Here is a 15,621-nt window from a genome sequence, read left to right as displayed (position 1 = left end):
GACCCGCCAGGGCTAATGTGGGGGAGATGAGCACTGACGGCCCCGCGGCGGCGCCGCGCACGCTCGCGGATGATCTGCGCGCCCGCGGCGACGACGCGCTGACCGCACTGCTCCGGGCGCGCCCGGACCTGCTGAACCCGGTCCCGAACGACCTATCGCAGTTGGCGACCCGCGCCGGCACCCGTGCCTCCGTCGTCCGCGCCCTCGAACGCCTGGACCGGTTCACGCTGCAGACAGCGGAGGCGCTGGCCGTCGCGCCGGACGGCGCCCCGTGCGACGTGCTCGCCGCGCTGATGGGCCCCGAGGCGGCGCAGGCGCTGCCCGGCGCCGTGGCGACGCTGCGGGCGCAGGCACTGCTGTGGGGCGAGGACGACCGGCTGCGCCTGGTGCGCACCGCGCGCGACATCCTGGCCCCGGCCGCGGGGAGCCCGTCGCCGACCGGCCTCGGGCCGACCGTGGCCGAGGCGACGTCCGGCATGTCGCCGACGCGGTTGCAGCAGATCCTCACGGTGGCCGGCCTGCCTCCGACGCACGACCCGGTGAGCGCGGTGGGGGCGTTGACGGCGCTGTTCGCCGACCGTCGCCGGATGGCGGCGCTGCTCGACGGGGCGCCCCCGGAGGCCGGTGCGGTGCTGCGCAGGCTGACGTGGGGCCCGCCGTACGGGGAGGTCGCCGACGTGTCGGTGCCGCCGCCCCCGGTGGCCTGGCTGCTGGAGCGGGGGCTGCTGCTGCCGGCCGGGGCGCGCAACGTCGTGCTCCCCCGCGAGGTGGCCCTGCACCTGCGCGAGGGCAGGGCGCACCGCGCTCCCGAGCCGGTCGCCCCGGCAGTGGAGCCGAAGGAACACGATCCACAGGCTGTGGACAGGACCGCCGCGGGTCAGGCCTTCACGGCGGTCCGCACGGTCGAGGAGCTGCTGAAGCAGTGGGAGACGGGCGGCCCGCCGGTGCTGCGCGCGGGCGGGCTGAGCGTGCGGGACCTCAAGCGGGTGGCCACGGCGCTGGACGTGCCCGAGCCGCTGGCCGCGTTCTGGCTGGAGCTGGCGTACGCCGCCGGCCTGGTCGCCTCGGACGGGGAGGTGGACGAGGCCTACGCGCCCACCCCCGCGGCCGACGCGTGGCTGGCGCTGCGCGCCGAGGACCGGTGGGCGGCCCTGGTCACGGCGTGGCTGGCCGCCACCCGCGTGCCGGGCGTCGTCGGCACGCGGGACGCGAAGGGCCGCGCGCTGGCCGCCCTCGGGCCCGACCTGGACCGTTCGCTCGCCCCGGAGGTGCGCCGGCGGACGCTGGAGCTGCTGGCCGCGCTGCCCGAGGGCGCCTCGGCCGAACAGGACGCGCTGCTGGCCCGGCTGCGCTGGGAACGCCCGTTGCGGGGCGGCGCCGCGATGGACCCGCTCCGCGCCGACCTCGTCCGCTGGACGGTGACGGAGGCGGAACTGCTGGGCGTCACCGGCCGCGGCGCGCTGTCGGCGCACGGCCGTGCGCTGCTGCGGCGTTCCGCGGACGCGGCGGCCGTGCTGCTCGGGCCGTTGCTGCCGGAGCCCCTGGACCATGTGCTGCTCCAGGCGGATCTGACGGCGGTCGCGCCGGGCCCGCTGCAGCCGCACCTCGCCGAGACCCTGCACGTCCTGGCGGACGTGGAGTCCAAGGGCGGCGCGACCGTCTTCCGCTTCACCCAGGGGTCGGTGCGCCGGGCGCTGGACGCCGGCCGGACCGCCGCGGACCTGCACGCCTTCCTCGCCGCGCACTCGCGCACGCCCGTGCCGCAGCCGCTGAGCTACCTCGTGGACGACGTCGCCCGCCGGCACGGCCGGCTGCGCGTGGGCGCGGCCTCGGCGTACGTGCGCTGCGACGACGACGCGCTGCTGAGCGAGCTGCTCGCCGACCGCCGGGCGGCGGGCCTCGGGCTGCGCCGCCTCGCGCCGACGGTGCTTGCGGCGCAGAGCGATCCGGCGACGCTGCTGGAGCGGCTGCGGGCGATGGGCCACGCGCCGGCGGCCGAGTCCGCCGAGGGCGATGTACTGATCACCCGCGCGGACGCCCGGCGCACCCCGCCGCGCAGCGCGCCGGTGCCCGTGGTGGACGGGCCGCCGACCCCGGACGGGACCCTGCTCGGGGCGGCCGTGAAGGCGATCAGGGCCGGTGACCGGGCCTCGACCGCGGTCCGCAGGGAGCCCGCGGACCGTCCGGGCGCGGGCGGCGACGGCCGGCTGCCGCGCACGGCGGCGGCCGAGACGCTGGCGACGATGCAGGCGGCGGTGCTGACCGGCGAGTCGGTGTGGATCGGCTACGTCAACGCGGAGGGCGCGGCGAGCCAGCGCGTGATCGGCCCGATGCGGGTGGAGGGCGGGTTCGTCACCGCGTACGACCACACCGCCGACGAGGTCCGCACCTTCGCGCTGCACCGGATAACCGGTGTGGCCGAGCTGGCCGACGACCCGGCGTGACCCGGCCCGCGCCCAGGGGCCCGGCCGTGGGGCGGAACGGGTATCGATCCCGGGGACCGGGGCGTTTCCCTCCGGGGATGGGGGACCATGGATAGTTCAGCCCGGCCCCTGTCCCGGTCCCGGCCCGCCCCTTCGCGGAGGTTTGTGTGTCCTGCCTGATCGTCCAGAGCGACAAGACCCTGCTCCTGGAGGTCGATCACGAGCTCGCCGACGCGTGCCGGCGTGCCATCGCCCCCTTCGCGGAACTCGAGCGCGCGCCCGAGCACATCCACACCTACCGGATCACGCCGCTGGGGCTGTGGAACGCCCGCGCCGCCGGGCACGACGCGGAGCAGGTCGTGGACGCGCTCGTGCAGTTCTCCCGCTACCCGGTGCCGCACGCGCTGCTGGTGGACGTCGCCGAGACGATGGCCCGTTACGGCCGGCTGACGCTGAGCAAGCACCCGGCGCACGGGCTGGTGCTGACCACCACGGACCGGCCGGTGCTGGAGGAGATCCTCCGCTCGAAGAAGGTCACGCCGCTGGTGGGCGCCCGGCTCGACCCCGACACGGTGGTCGTCCACCCCTCCGAGCGCGGCCAGATCAAGCAGGTGCTGCTGAAGCTGGGCTGGCCCGCGGAGGACCTGGCCGGCTACGTGGACGGCGAGGCGCACCCGATCGAGCTGGACCAGAACGGCTGGAAGCTCCGCCCCTACCAGGAGCAGGCGGTGGAGGGCTTCTGGCACGGCGGCTCCGGCGTGGTCGTGCTGCCCTGCGGCGCCGGCAAGACGCTGGTGGGCGCGGGCGCGATGGCGCAGGCGAAGGCGACGACCCTGATCCTGGTGACGAACACGGTCTCCGCCCGCCAGTGGAAGCACGAACTGGTGAAGCGGACCTCACTGACCGAGGACGAGATCGGCGAGTACAGCGGCACCCGCAAGGAGATCCGCCCGGTCACCATCGCCACCTACCAGGTGCTGACGACCAAGCGGAAGGGCGTCTACCCGCACCTGGAGCTCTTCGACTCCCGCGACTGGGGCCTGATCGTCTACGACGAGGTGCACCTGCTGCCGGCGCCGGTCTTCAAGTTCACCGCGGATCTCCAGGCCCGCCGCCGGCTCGGCCTGACGGCGACGCTGGTGCGCGAGGACGGCCGCGAGTCGGACGTCTTCTCGCTGATCGGTCCCAAGCGCTTCGACGCGCCGTGGAAGGAGATCGAGGCGCAGGGCTACATCGCGCCCGCCGACTGCGTGGAGGTGCGGGTCAACCTGACCGATTCCGAGCGGCTGGCGTACGCGACCGCGGAGCCGGAGGAGAAGTACCGCTACTGCGCCACGACCGAGACCAAGCGCAAGGTCACCGAGGCGCTGGTGGCCAAGCACCGCGGGCAGCAGACACTGGTGATCGGCCAGTACATCGACCAGCTCGACGAGCTGGGCGAGCACCTGGACGCGCCGGTGATCAAGGGCGAGACGACGAACGCGCAGCGCGAGAAGCTCTTCGACGCCTTCCGGCAGGGCGAGATCTCGGTGCTCGTGGTCTCCAAGGTGGCCAACTTCTCGATCGACCTGCCGGAGGCGACGGTCGCCATCCAGGTCTCGGGCACCTTCGGGTCCCGTCAGGAGGAGGCCCAGCGCCTGGGCCGGGTGCTGCGGCCGAAGGCGGACGGCCACGAGGCCCGCTTCTACTCCGTGGTCGCCCGCGACACCATCGACCAGGACTTCGCCGCACACCGGCAGCGGTTCCTGGCCGAGCAGGGGTACGCCTACCGCATCGTCGACGCGGACGAGCTGCTCTAGCCGGTTCCAGCCGAATTCCGGCAACAGGGGCAGTCGCCTCGACAGCCGCACACTGATTCGCCCGGCTTGGCGACGGGAACGACTTCACGGCCTTGGCTCTCGATCTGGGCGCCGCGCCCCTCCGGCCGGCCCGCCGCGTCAGTCGCGCGCGGCGGTGCCTTCCTGGCCCAGCACCACGACCCGGAAGGCCGTGGCGAGGAAGACCCGGACCGCGCGCAGGGCATCCCCGACGGGGTGGACCGGATGCCGGTGCCCGGCGTCCTCGGCGATGGCGGTGCTGCCGCGGACGCGGGAGACCACTGGTCGTGCCATGCCCCCAATGTACGCATGTGTGACGCTTTGGGCAGAGGTCCGGGCCGCGGGCGGGGAGAAATCGGTTAGCGCCTCCCGCCGCGCAGGCGTAAGATCCTGCGTCTTGCCGCCCGCCCCCCTGGGGGACGGTGCCACCGACCGGACGGAAACCGGTCGGCCCGAGTCGTGATCCGTATCAGGACAGCGCCCCGCCCCGCGCCCCCGTGCGCGCCGGTCCGGGGCCGGCTGAGCCATGCCCTACGTGCCGCCGGAGGCAACCCGTGCCAGGGGAACATTCCCTCACCGCCGACAATCCGCTCGACCGCGAACGCGCCCACCTCGCCGCGTCCCGTTCCGCCCTGCGCGCGATGCGCGCCGACGTCGAGGCCCTCGACATCCGGGACGTGACCGCCAACTGGGTGAACGCGGAAGTGCTGCAAACCGAGATCGACGCCCGCATCAAGGCGCTCGCCGATCTGGCGCACACCCCGCTCTTCTTCGGCCGCCTCGACTACCAGGAGGGAGACGCCTTCGGCGGGGAGGAGGTGGGCCACCGCTTCTACATCGGCCGCCGCCACGTCCACGACGCGGACGGCGACCCCATGGTCATCGACTGGCGCGCACCCGTCTCCCAGCCTTTCTACCGGGCCTCACGCACCGACCCGCAGGACGTCGCGCTGCGGCGCCGCTTCGGCTACACCGGCGGGGAGCTGACCGCGTACGAGGACGAGCACCTCACCGACCCGGACGAGGCGCAGACCTCCAGCAAGCTGCTCCAGCAGGAGATCGAGCGGCCGCGCGTCGGCCCGATGCGGGACATCGTGGCCACCATCCAGCCCGAGCAGGACGAGATCGTCCGCGCCGAGGTCGGCGGCACGGTCTGCGTGCAGGGGGCGCCCGGCACCGGGAAGACCGCCGTCGGCCTGCACCGGGTGGCGTACCTGCTCTACGCGCACCGCGAGCGGCTGGCCCGCTCCGGCACCCTCGTCGTCGGCCCCAACGCGTCCTTCCTGCACTACATCGAGCAGGTACTGCCCGCGCTGGGCGAGCTGAGCGTCAAGCAGGCCACGGTCGACGACCTGGTCGCCCATGTCCCGGTCAGGGGCACCGACTCGGCGGCCGCCGCCGGTATCAAGGGCGACGCGCGCATGGCCGAGGTGCTGCGGCGCGCGGTCCGCTCCGGCATCCGGATGCCCACCGAGCCGGTGGTCGTGGTGCGCGGCTCGCGCCGCTGGCGCGTGCCCGCCCACGAACTGGAGGAGCTGGTCCGCGAGCTGATGGAGCGTGACATCCGCTACGGCGCCGCCCGGGAGGCGCTGCCGCAGCGGATCGCGCACGCCGTGCTGGTCCGGATGGAGGCGGCCGGCGAGGCCCCCGACGACCGGGTGCAGGACGCGGTCGCGCGCAACACGGCGGTCAAGGCGGCCGTGAAGGAGATGTGGCCGCCGGTGGACCCGGCGAAGACGGTGCTGCGGCTGCTGTCCGACCCGCAGTTCCTGGCCGCGTGCGCGGAGGGCGTGCTGGCCGAGGAGGAGCAGAAGGAGATCCTCTGGGAGAGGCCCGCCCGCTCGGCCGCCTCCGCGAAGTGGTCGGCCGCCGACGCCGTGCTCGTCGACGAGGCCCACGACCTGGTGCACCGCACGGCCTCGCTCGGCCACGTCGTGCTGGACGAGGCCCAGGACCTCTCCCCCATGCAGTACCGGGCGGTGGGCCGCCGCTGCTCCACCGGCTCCGCTACCGTGCTCGGCGACATCGCCCAGGGCACCACCCCGTGGGCGACGGGGACCTGGGAGGAGGCGCTGGAGCACCTGGGCAAGCCGGGTTCGCGGATCGAGGAGCTGACCCAGGGCTTCCGCGTCCCGCTGGAGGTCATCGCCTACGCGTCCCGGCTGCTGCCGGAGATCGCCCCCGGGCTGAAGGAGGCGACCTCCGTCCGGGAGAACCCCGGCGCCTTCTCGGTGACCGAGGTCCCGGCGGACGGGTTGACCGCGGCCGTGCTGGACGCCTGCCGGCGGGCACTGGACCGCGAGGGGTCCATTGGCCTGATCGCGGCCGACGCGCGCCTGCCCGCGCTGACGGAGGCGTTGACGGCGGCCGGGCTGCCGTACCTGTCCCCGGGTCAGGAGACCACGCCCGACGTGCGGCTCACCCTCGTCCCCGCCTCCCTGGCCAAGGGCCTGGAGTACGACTACGTGGTCCTGGACGAGCCCGCCGCGATCGTCGACGGCGAGCCCGACGAGCGCACCGGCCTGCGCCGCCTGTACGTCGCGCTCACCCGCGCCGTCTCGGGCCTGGCCGTCCTGCACGCGGCGCCCCTGCCGGAGGCGCTGCGGCTACCCTGAGGAGACTCCTGCACCCGGAGGTGGCACGCGTGCGCACAGTGATCGGGGTGGACGCGCTTCTCCGAGAGGCCGCGGACGTACGGGGCACCACGACGAAACGGCGACGGTGGGCGGAGCGCCGGCGGAGTTCGTGGCCGCCGCCGAACGGCGGCGGTTCCTGGAGATGCTCGACGAGGGTGCTTTCGACGACCTCGCGGATGCCGAGGTGACGGCGGACGCATGGCGGTGACCCGGTACGGATCTGCTGATCGCCGCCACCGCCGAGCAGGACCGGGTCACCGTCCTGCACCGCCGCGGCCGTGACGAATCAGCCGGTCCAATGGGTCGTACCGCCCAGCTCGGCCGACTGACGGCGCGGAAGACGAGAAACCGCGCGGCCTCAGGCGTGGCCGCCCGGCGCGGCCGCGAGCAGCGCCGCACGCAGATGGCCGTCCGACTCCGCCAGGAGCCGGGCGGCCGTCGGGCCGTCCACGCCGCCGAGGACGACGAGGACGGCGTTCTTGACCTCGCCGCCGGCGGCGGTGAGGGCGGCCTCGATCTCGTCGTCGGGCGCGCCGGTGGCCAGGGCCACGATCCGCCGGGACCGGGCGCGCAGCTTGTCGTTGGAGGCGCGGACGTCGACCATCAGGTTCCCGTAGGTCTTGCCCAGCCTGATCATGGTGATCGTCGACAGCATGTTGAGGACGAGCTTCTGGGCCGTGCCCGCCTTCAGCCGGGTGGATCCGGTGAGGAACTCCGGGCCCGTGACGACCTCGATGCCGTGGTCGGCCGCGGCGGCCAGCGCGGATCCCGGGTTGCAGGACAGTCCGACGGTCAGGGCGCCCAGGGCGCGGGCGTGTTCCACGGCCCCCACGGCGTACGGGGTGCGGCCGGAGGCGGAGACGCCGACCACGCTGTCGTCCGGGCCGATCCCGAGGGCGTCCAGGTCGGCGGCGGCCAGTTCCTTGCTGTCCTCGGCACCCTCGACGGCGTCCACGATCGCCGTGGGCCCCCCCGCGATGATCCCGCTGACCTGGCCCGGCGCGGTGTTGAAGGTGGGCGGGCACTCACTGGCGTCGAGCACGCCGAGCCGTCCCGCTGTGCCCGCGCCCGCGTAGACCAGGCGCCCGCCGCGGGCCATGCGCGCGGCGATGCCGTCGACGGCGGCGGCGATGGCGGGCAATCGCTCCGCCACCGCGGCCGGGACGGTGGCGTCCTCGCCGTTCATCAGCCGGGCGATGTCGAGCGTCGGGAGCCGGTCGACCTCGGCGAGCTCGGCGCGGAAGGCCTCGGTGGCGAGGTGGTCCAGCTCGCGACGGAGCTCGGCGTGCGTCATTGCGGGTGGTTCCTTCGCGGGCGGTGGCGGTGGGCGAGGGCTTCGTACGAGGCGGACAGCGCCGGGGCGGCGGTGTCGTAGGTGCGCTGGGCGACCCCGACGAACAGGCAGTCCACCACGAGCAGCTGGCTGGTGCGGCTGGCCATGGCGGCCGGGCGCAGTTCGCTCTCCCGGCCGCTGGAGGTGAGCAGCACGTGGTCGGCGTACTGGGTGACGGTGCCGTCCGCCCGGCCGGTCACGGCGATCGTGGTGGCGCCCCGGTCGAAGGCGGCGCGCAACGGCTCGACCACGTCGTGGGTGTGACCGGAGTGCGTGATGGCCACGGCGACGTCGCCCTGGCGCAGCTGGACCGCGTTGGTGAGGGTGAGGTGCGGGTCGCCCAGGGCGTGCGCCACCAGGCCGATCCGCAGCAGCTTCTGCACCAGGTCCTGGGCGACCAGACTGGACGCCCCTATCCCGTAGACGTCGATGCGGCGGGCGGCGGCCAGCGCGCCCACGGCCGCCTCCAGCTGGGCCACGTCCAGCTGGGCGGCGGTGCCGGCCAGGCACCGCTGCTCGTCCAGCGCGAGTTTGGTGACCACGTCGGCCAGCGGGTCGTCCACCGCGATGTCCGGGGTGACGGCGGGCGGGACCCCCGCCTCCTCGCGGGCTGCCAGCGCGGCCAGCGCGAGCCGCAGGTCCCGGTAGCCGGGGTAGCCCAGCAGCCGGGCGGTGCGCACCACGGTGGCCTCGCTCGTTCCCGTACGGGCCGCGAGCGCCGTCACGGTCAGCCGGGAGCAGCCCGCCGGGTCCGCGGCCACGGCCTCCGCGACGCGCTGCATCGACCTGGTCATGGACGGGGCCAGGGTCCTGACCTTGGCGGCCAGCCCTCCGGCGTTGAAGGTTTCCTTCATCTTCTCGGCCACGGACGAAAGCTATTTTCAGCACCTGACGGCGTCAAGAACGCCCCCCACGGCGCTTGGTCCACAATGGGGGCCATGGATCCTGACGCACCCGGTTCCTCCGCCGGCCTGGAGGCGGCCCTGCACAGCGCCCGCGCGCTCGTCCTCGCCGACCTGACCGCGACCGGCGTCGCCGACGCGCAGATCGTCTCGCTCGTCGAGGACGCCGTCTCCCAGCGCCGCTGGTGGGTGGAGCAGTGGCCCGACGGCGCCGCGTTCGTCGTGGGGCTGGTCGCCCAGGACGTCAAGGACGCCCTGCTGGAACGCATGGGCCGCTGGCCGCTGTGCCCGCGCTGCGCCGACCCCCACGCCCTCGACGTCGAACCCGAACTCGGCCCCGACCCGCACTGGGTGTGCGAGTCGCTCGGCGAGGCCGTCGCTCCCGTGGGCGGCCTGTCCACGGCCCTCGGCGAGCCGCGCTGACGTGGCCGTCTACATCGACCCGCCGACCTGGCCGGGTCACGGCCGCATGTGGTCCCACATGGTGAGCGACACCTCGTACGAGGAGCTCCACGCCTTCGCCGACGCCATCGGCGCCCCCCGCCGCGCCTTCGACGGCGACCACTACGACGTCCCCAGCGAGCGCTACGCCAAGGCCGTCGCCGCGGGCGCCGTCGAGGTGGGAAGCAAGGAACTGCTGCGCCGCCTCACCGAGGCCGGCCTGCGCCGCCCGAAGCGCAGGTCCCCCCAGGGTGAGGCCGGCAGGTCCTAGGCCGACCTAGACCGCCTCGTCGCCTGAGCTCCCCCCGGCTACCGACGCGTCCCCGGGGCGAGGAGTTCCAGCTCGGTGGAGAGGTTGCGCCGGGCAGTGGACTCCCAGCGCTCGTACGCCTGCGGGGTGCGGAACAGCCGGGGCAGCCGCAGCAGCTGACGCAGCACGTCGGCGCGGCCGGCGCGGAAGGCGTCGTCGGGGACGAAGCCGTACTCCTCGCGGACGGCGGCCGCGTACTCGGCATAGGTGCTGGGGTCGCCGGCGAGGACGGCCAGGTCGGCGTCGCAGAGCACCTCGCCGTCGCGGTCCCCCTCGGCGGGGTGGTGGGTGACGGTGAGCCGGACCAGCCGGGCGACCTCGGCGGTGATCGCGTCCGGGACCCCGGCCTCGGGGAGCGCGCGTTCGGCGAGCCGGGCGCTGCGCTCCTCGTTCTCGGAGCGGTCGGGCAGGTAGACGGCGTCGTGGAACCAGGCGGCGAGCAGCACCGCGTCCGGGTTCTCGGCGTGCCCGGCGAGGGCCTCGACGTGGTCGAGAACGGCGGTCAGGTGGGAGGTGGTGTGGTAGCGGCGGTGCGGCTCGGCCCAGCGGGCGATCAGGTCCTTGCCGTACGGCACCGGGTCGACGGACTCCGTCTGGCAGCGGCGCAGCAGGTCGCACCAGCGGGCGAGGAGGGCGGAGCCGGGTTCGGGTGCGGTGTCAGCCATGGAGGTCATTGTGCGGTACGGGGGTCGCGGGCACGCGTGGGCATGTGACACCCTGGAGATATGTCTAGACCAATTTTCGAAGTGATCGCGCTCGACGCCCACGACGCCCTCGCGGCCCGGACGGGCGGCGCGGATCGCCTCGAACTGGTCACCGACATGGCGGCGGACGGCCTGACGCCGTCCCGGGAGACCTTCGCCGCCGTCCGCGCCGCGGTGGACATCCCGGTCCGGGTGATGCTGCGGGCCCGCGCGGACTTCGCCGTCGGCGGCACCCACGAGGCGGACGCGCTCTGCGTGGCCGCGGCGGCGCTGCGCGGCGAGGGCGCTGACGAGTTCGTGCTCGGTTTCCTCGACGGCTCGGGCGCGCCGGACCTGCCCGCCGTGCGCCTGCTCGTCGACGCGATCGGTTCCGGTGCCCGCTGGACCTTCCATCGCGCCATCGACCACTGCGCCGACCGGGAGGCCGTGCGCTCGGCGGTGCGCGGGCTGCCCGGGCTGGACACCTTCCTCACCGCGGGTTCCGCGCGGGGGGTGGACGACGGGCTCGGCCGTCTGCTGGCGGAGGCGGGCCGTCCCGGTGAGCCCCAGCTCATGGTGGGCGGCGGGCTCCGCGCCGAGCACCTGCCGCGGCTCCTCGCGGCCGGCATCGACGCCTTCCACGTCGGCGGCGCGGTGCGCCCCGGCGGCTGGGCCGGGCCGGTCGACGCGGAAGCGGTGCGCACCTGGCGCGAGCTGCTCGACGCGCCGGTCGCCGTGCCGTGACCGGGCGGCTCCCGGATACGCCCGAGGGCGGTACCCCGCACGGGGTACCGCCCTCGGTCTTCTGCCGTGGTGCGGAGTCCTGATCCCGGAGGATCAGAAGTCCATGTCACCGCCGGGCATGCCGCCGCCGGCCGGGGCAGCGGCCTTCTCCGGCTTGTCGGCGATGACGGCCTCGGTGGTGAGGAAGAGCGCGGCGATGGAGGCCGCGTTCTGCAGCGCGGAGCGCGTGACCTTGGCGGGGTCGATGATGCCCTCGCCGATCAGGTCGACGTACTCGCCCGTGGCGGCGTTCAGGCCGTGACCCGGGGTCAGGTTGCGCACCTTCTCCACCACGACACCGCCCTCGAGGCCGGCGTTGACGGCGATCTGCTTCAGCGGGGCCTCAAGGGCCAGCTTCACGATCGCGGCACCGGTGGCCTCGTCGCCGTCGAGCTCGAGCTTCTCGAAGACGTTGGACGCCTGGAGCAGGGCCACGCCACCACCGGCGACGATGCCCTCCTCGACGGCGGCCTTGGCGTTGCGCACCGCGTCCTCGATGCGGTGCTTGCGCTCCTTGAGCTCGACCTCGGTGGCGGCACCGGCCTTGATGACGGCCACGCCGCCGGCCAGCTTCGCCAGACGCTCCTGGAGCTTCTCGCGGTCGTAGTCCGAGTCGCTGTTCTCGATCTCGGCACGGATCTGGTTCACGCGGCCCTGGATCTGGTCCTGGTCGCCGGCGCCGTCCACGATCGTGGTCTCGTCCTTGGTGACGACGACCTTGCGGGCGCGGCCGAGCAGGTCGAGACCGGCGTTCTCCAGCTTGAGGCCGACCTCCTCGGAGATGACGGTGCCACCGGTGAGGATGGCGATGTCACCGAGCATGGCCTTGCGGCGGTCGCCGAAGCCCGGGGCCTTGACCGCGACGGACTTGAAGGTGCCGCGGATCTTGTTGACGACCAGGGTCGACAGCGCCTCGCCGTCCACGTCCTCGGCGATGATCAGCAGCGGCTTGCCGGACTGCATGACCTTCTCCAGCAGCGGGAGCAGGTCCTTCACCGCGGAGATCTTGGAGTTGACGATCAGGATGTACGGGTCGTCGAAGGCCGACTCCATACGCTCCAGGTCGGTGGCGAAGTACGCCGAGATGTAGCCCTTGTCGAAGCGCATACCCTCGGTGAGCTCCAGCTCCAGACCGAAGGTCTGGGACTCCTCGACGGTGATGACGCCTTCCTTGCCGACCTTGTCCATCGCCTCGGCGATGAGCTCGCCGATCTGCGGGTCGGCGGCGGAGATGGAGGCGGTGGAGGCGATCTGCTCCTTGGTCTCCACGTCCTTCGCCTGCTCCAGCAGAGCGGCGGAGACCGACTCGACGGCCTTCTCGATGCCGCGCTTCAGCGCCATCGGGTTGGCGCCGGCGGCGACGTTGCGCAGGCCCTCGCGCACCAGCGCCTGGGCGAGGACGGTCGCGGTCGTCGTGCCGTCACCGGCGACGTCGTCCGTCTTCTTCGCGACCTCCTTGACCAGCTCCGCGCCGATCTTCTCGTACGGGTCCTCGAGCTCGATCTCCTTGGCGATGGAAACACCATCGTTGGTGATCGTGGGGGCGCCCCACTTCTTCTCGAGGACGACGTTGCGGCCCTTGGGGCCAAGGGTGACCTTGACGGCGTCGGCGAGCTGGTTCATCCCGCGCTCGAGACCGCGCCGTGCCTCCTCGTCGAACGCGATGATCTTGGCCATGTGAAGTGGTCCTCCCGGACTTGGGGTCCCCCCGCGGCACAGGGCTGCGGGGAAGGATTACTCCAGGACCGCGCCGGCGCCCGCGACGGACGGCCTGCCCTCCCGCCGGTTCCTTTCCGGCGGACGAACGGGCCTCACCCACTCGGTCCTTTGTCACTCTCAACGTCAGAGTGCTAACGCCAATGATTAGCACTCGCCCTAGGAGAGTGCAAGCCGCTTGGCCGGGGCCGTGGACAACTCGCGGGTCCGGGTCCGCGCGCCGCCGGGCAGCACGAAGGCCCGCCCCGTGCGGGGGCGGGCCTCGACGCGTACGTTTGAGCGGCCGTACGCGAAAGTGCTCCGTGGCCGATGCGCGGCGCGTCAGCCGGCTGCGAGACGGACCATGTCCGCCTGCGGCCCCTTCTGGCCCTGCGAGATCTCGAACTCGACCCGCTGACCTTCCTCGAGGGTGCGGTAGCCGTCCATCTGGATCGCGCTGTAGTGCACGAAGACGTCCGCACCACCGTCGACCGCGATGAAGCCGTAGCCCTTCTCCGCGTTGAACCACTTGACGGTGCCCTGAGCCATTCCTAACTCCCCTATTGCTGGCCCTTCGCAGACCCGCACCTCGCGGACCCGGGTCAGACCTCACCCCCTACAGCCAAGGGGGCGTGCGCCGGAACGCGTCGACCGCGGCTGAATGTATCTGCCTGGACGCTGTCTGCAACAGGTCAATCGGACGAGAATTCCGGGCACAGAGAATCGGGAGAAGAGCCTGATCGGCGAATAATCCGGGGCAACTCGGACCGGACGCATCGGGCAAACACGGCAAACACCACGTGGATTTGGCGATAAATCGTCGGCAAGACCGCCCCGGAGAAGGGGGTTGCGCAGAGCGTTGCAGGGAGTTGCGAGCCTCCAGGGCAACTGTACAGCCCTTCAACTACCGCTCAAGCACACAGGGGTGCCGGGGAGTTCCCCGGCACCCCTGTCGCCCGCGGGCCGCGCGCTCAGCAGCCGCCCGCGACCGCCGGGATGATCGAGACGGACGCGCCCTCACCCACCGTGGTCTGCAGGCCCTCGGAGAAGCGGACGTCGTCGTCGTTGACGTAGACGTTCACGAAACGGCGCAGCTTGCCCGTGTCGTCCAGGACCCGCGCGGAGATGCCGGGGTGGTTGTGCTCCAGCGAGTCGATGACCTCGGCCAGGGTGCCGCCCTCGGCAGGGACCTCGGCCCGGCCGGCGGTGTAGGTGCGGAGGATGGTCGGGATGCGGACGGTAGCGCTCATGATGCGGGTTTCACCTTCAGTCGGGGTCAGCCGGTGCGGTCGGGTCAGTCGGCCAGGCCGGCGGCGCGGAACGCGTCGAGGCTCGGGCGGATGGTGGCCGTGGGGCGGGAGGTCGGGGCGACGGCGTCCAGCGTCTTGAGGCCGTCGCCGGTGTTCAGGACGACGGTCTCACCGGCCGGGTCGAGCTGCCCGGTCTCGATGAGTTTGCGCAGCACGCCGACGGTCACGCCGCCGGCCGTCTCGGCGAAGATGCCCTCGGTCCTGGCGAGCAGCTTGATGGCGTCCACCACCTGCTCGTCGGTGACGTCCTCGACCGCCCCGCCCGTGCGGCGCGCGATGTCCAGCACGTACGGGCCGTCGGCCGGGTTGCCGATGGCGAGCGACTTGGCGATCGTGTTCGGCTTCTGCGGACGCACCACGTCGTGGCCGGCCTTGAAGGCGGCGGAGACCGGGGAGCAGCCCTCGGCCTGTGCGCCGTAGACGCGGTACGGCTTCTCCTCCACCAGACCGAGCGCGATCAGCTCCCGCAGCCCCTTGTCGATCTTCGTCAGCTGCGAGCCCGAGGCGATCGGGATGACGATGTTGTCCGGCAGGCGCCAGCCCAGCTGCTCGCAGATCTCGTACGCGAGTGTCTTGGAGCCCTCGCCGTAGTAGGGGCGCAGGTTGACGTTGACGAAGCCCCACCCCTCGCCGATCGGGTCGCCGATCAGCTCGCTGCAGAAGCGGTTGACGTCGTCGTAGGTGCCCTCGATGCCGACCAGGTCGCCGCCGTAGACCGCGGCCATGACGACCTTGCCCTCCTCCAGGTCGTGCGGGATGAACACGCAGGAGCGGAAACCGGCGCGGGCGGCCGCGGCGCCCACGGCGCCGGCCAGGTTGCCGGTGGAGGAGCAGGACAGGGTGGTGAGGCCGAAGGTGCGGGCGGCCTCCAGGGCGATGGCGACGACCCGGTCCTTGAAGGAGTGGGTCGGGTTGCCGGAGTCGTCCTTGATGTGCAGGCCGCCGGTGACGCCCAGTTCGCGGGCGAGGTTGTCGGCCTTGACCAGCTTGGTGAAGCCCGGGTTGAGGTTGGGCTTGGAGGCCACGTCCGCGGGGACGGGCAGCAGCGGCGCGTACCGCCAGATGTTGTTCGGCCCGGACTCGATCCGCTTGCGGAGGGTCTCGGGGTCGCCGTCCGGGAGGTCGTACGCCACTTCGAGCGGCCCGAAACAGACCTCGCAGGCGAAGAGGGGATCCAGCGGGAAGCGCTCACCGCACTCGCGGCAGGAGAGCGCGGACGCGGGGCCGAAGGCGGAATCGGTGGACGCGGCGGGTGCAACGGACTGCGCAGCCATGTCAGGCGAGGCCC

15 protein-coding genes are annotated in these 15,621 nt (G+C 73.1%); 7 read left to right on the top strand and 8 right to left on the bottom strand.

Annotated elements, in window-relative coordinates; genetic code table 11:
* The first annotated feature begins 26 nt into the window (after positions 1 to 26).
* Positions 27 to 2,444: a helicase-associated domain-containing protein gene (locus tag AC3EUJ_RS03975; protein WP_431959492.1), complete on the top strand. Its 2,418-nt coding sequence runs from the start codon at positions 27 to 29 to the stop codon at positions 2,442 to 2,444.
* A 146-nt stretch (positions 2,445 to 2,590) separates the two neighbouring features.
* Positions 2,591 to 4,222, top strand: coding sequence for a DNA repair helicase XPB (locus AC3EUJ_RS03970; protein ID WP_431959491.1), 1,632 nt, complete (start codon positions 2,591 to 2,593; stop codon positions 4,220 to 4,222).
* 138 nt (positions 4,223 to 4,360) lie between these two features.
* Here AC3EUJ_RS03970 and AC3EUJ_RS03965 read toward each other — a convergent pair whose 3' ends face one another.
* Positions 4,361 to 4,534, bottom strand: a complete 174-nt coding sequence (locus tag AC3EUJ_RS03965; protein ID WP_431959490.1) for a hypothetical protein — start codon at positions 4,532 to 4,534, stop codon at positions 4,361 to 4,363.
* A gap of 260 nt (positions 4,535 to 4,794) precedes the next feature.
* Between AC3EUJ_RS03965 and AC3EUJ_RS03960 the strand changes: the two genes are divergently transcribed.
* Both AC3EUJ_RS03960 and AC3EUJ_RS03955 read left to right on the top strand, forming a co-directional pair.
* Positions 4,795 to 6,855 carry a HelD family protein gene (locus AC3EUJ_RS03960; RefSeq protein WP_431959489.1) on the top strand — a complete coding sequence of 687 codons (2,061 nt, stop codon included), beginning with the start codon at positions 4,795 to 4,797 and terminating at the stop codon, positions 6,853 to 6,855.
* 106 nt (positions 6,856 to 6,961) lie between these two features.
* Positions 6,962 to 7,084, top strand: a complete 123-nt coding sequence (locus AC3EUJ_RS03955) for a hypothetical protein (protein WP_431959488.1) — start codon at positions 6,962 to 6,964, stop codon at positions 7,082 to 7,084.
* 150 nt (positions 7,085 to 7,234) lie between these two features.
* Here AC3EUJ_RS03955 and murQ read toward each other — a convergent pair whose 3' ends face one another.
* Both murQ and AC3EUJ_RS03945 read right to left on the bottom strand, forming a co-directional pair.
* A complete protein-coding gene (gene murQ, locus AC3EUJ_RS03950; RefSeq protein WP_431959487.1) occupies positions 7,235 to 8,170 on the bottom strand; it encodes an N-acetylmuramic acid 6-phosphate etherase in 936 nt (311 codons plus the stop codon).
* Positions 8,167 to 9,063, bottom strand: a complete 897-nt coding sequence (locus AC3EUJ_RS03945; protein WP_431959598.1) for a MurR/RpiR family transcriptional regulator — start codon at positions 9,061 to 9,063, stop codon at positions 8,167 to 8,169. Before AC3EUJ_RS03945 ends, murQ begins: the two co-directional genes overlap by 4 nt.
* 84 nt (positions 9,064 to 9,147) lie before the next feature.
* Here AC3EUJ_RS03945 and AC3EUJ_RS03940 point away from each other — a divergent pair, with 84 nt between their 5' ends.
* Positions 9,148 to 9,534 carry a hypothetical protein gene (locus tag AC3EUJ_RS03940; protein WP_431959486.1) on the top strand — a complete coding sequence of 129 codons (387 nt, stop codon included), beginning with the start codon at positions 9,148 to 9,150 and terminating at the stop codon, positions 9,532 to 9,534.
* A 1-nt stretch (position 9,535) separates the two neighbouring features.
* Entirely contained in the window at positions 9,536 to 9,823 is a 288-nt protein-coding gene (locus AC3EUJ_RS03935; protein WP_431959485.1) for a DUF4031 domain-containing protein, read from the top strand.
* A 38-nt stretch (positions 9,824 to 9,861) separates the two neighbouring features.
* On the opposite strand, the gene AC3EUJ_RS03930 is transcribed toward AC3EUJ_RS03935, so the two are convergent.
* Complete coding sequence (locus tag AC3EUJ_RS03930) at positions 9,862 to 10,536, bottom strand: HD domain-containing protein (RefSeq protein WP_431959484.1); 675 nt, start codon at positions 10,534 to 10,536, stop codon at positions 9,862 to 9,864.
* A 51-nt stretch (positions 10,537 to 10,587) separates the two neighbouring features.
* On the opposite strand from AC3EUJ_RS03930, the gene AC3EUJ_RS03925 reads away from it, so the two are divergent.
* Complete coding sequence (locus AC3EUJ_RS03925) at positions 10,588 to 11,289, top strand: copper homeostasis protein CutC (RefSeq protein WP_431959483.1); 702 nt, start codon at positions 10,588 to 10,590, stop codon at positions 11,287 to 11,289.
* Positions 11,290 to 11,382: 93 nt separating this feature from the next.
* Here AC3EUJ_RS03925 and groL read toward each other — a convergent pair whose 3' ends face one another.
* From groL to thrC, 4 genes are all read right to left on the bottom strand, one after another.
* Entirely contained in the window at positions 11,383 to 13,005 is a 1,623-nt protein-coding gene (gene groL / locus AC3EUJ_RS03920) for a chaperonin GroEL (RefSeq protein WP_431959482.1), read from the bottom strand.
* A 360-nt stretch (positions 13,006 to 13,365) separates the two neighbouring features.
* Positions 13,366 to 13,572, bottom strand: coding sequence for a cold-shock protein (locus AC3EUJ_RS03915; RefSeq protein ID WP_005486335.1), 207 nt, complete (start codon positions 13,570 to 13,572; stop codon positions 13,366 to 13,368).
* A gap of 422 nt (positions 13,573 to 13,994) precedes the next feature.
* Positions 13,995 to 14,273 (bottom strand): ubiquitin-like small modifier protein 1, encoded by a 279-nt coding sequence (locus tag AC3EUJ_RS03910; RefSeq protein WP_431959481.1) that lies wholly within the window; start codon positions 14,271 to 14,273, stop codon positions 13,995 to 13,997.
* A gap of 44 nt (positions 14,274 to 14,317) precedes the next feature.
* Positions 14,318 to 15,607, bottom strand: a complete 1,290-nt coding sequence (thrC, locus tag AC3EUJ_RS03905; protein WP_431959479.1) for a threonine synthase — start codon at positions 15,605 to 15,607, stop codon at positions 14,318 to 14,320.
* Positions 15,608 to 15,621: the final 14 nt, after the last annotated feature.

The sequence above is a fragment of the Actinacidiphila sp. bgisy160 genome, assembly GCF_057707815.1.
The sequence above is the reverse complement of the archived record's forward strand: the minus strand, read 5'-3'. Positions and strand labels throughout refer to the sequence as shown.

Bases quoted from the DNA above. Each gene is read 5' to 3' on its own strand.
- AC3EUJ_RS03975 (WP_431959492.1), top strand. From the start codon at position 27: ATGAGCACTGACGGCCCCGCGGCGGCGCCGCGCACGCTCGCGGATGAT.
- AC3EUJ_RS03915 (WP_005486335.1), bottom strand. From the start codon at position 13,572: ATGGCTCAGGGCACCGTCAAGTGGTTCAACGCGGAGAAGGGCTACGGC.
- AC3EUJ_RS03965 (WP_431959490.1), bottom strand. From the start codon at position 4,534: ATGGCACGACCAGTGGTCTCCCGCGTCCGCGGCAGCACCGCCATCGCC.
- AC3EUJ_RS03945 (WP_431959598.1), bottom strand. From the start codon at position 9,063: ATGAAGGAAACCTTCAACGCCGGAGGGCTGGCCGCCAAGGTCAGGACC.
- AC3EUJ_RS03940 (WP_431959486.1), top strand. From the start codon at position 9,148: ATGGATCCTGACGCACCCGGTTCCTCCGCCGGCCTGGAGGCGGCCCTG.
- AC3EUJ_RS03910 (WP_431959481.1), bottom strand. From the start codon at position 14,273: ATGAGCGCTACCGTCCGCATCCCGACCATCCTCCGCACCTACACCGCC.
- AC3EUJ_RS03925 (WP_431959483.1), top strand. From the start codon at position 10,588: ATGTCTAGACCAATTTTCGAAGTGATCGCGCTCGACGCCCACGACGCC.
- thrC (WP_431959479.1), bottom strand. From the start codon at position 15,607: ATGGCTGCGCAGTCCGTTGCACCCGCCGCGTCCACCGATTCCGCCTTC.
- groL (WP_431959482.1), bottom strand. From the start codon at position 13,005: ATGGCCAAGATCATCGCGTTCGACGAGGAGGCACGGCGCGGTCTCGAG.
- AC3EUJ_RS03930 (WP_431959484.1), bottom strand. From the start codon at position 10,536: ATGACCTCCATGGCTGACACCGCACCCGAACCCGGCTCCGCCCTCCTC.
- murQ (WP_431959487.1), bottom strand. From the start codon at position 8,170: ATGACGCACGCCGAGCTCCGTCGCGAGCTGGACCACCTCGCCACCGAG.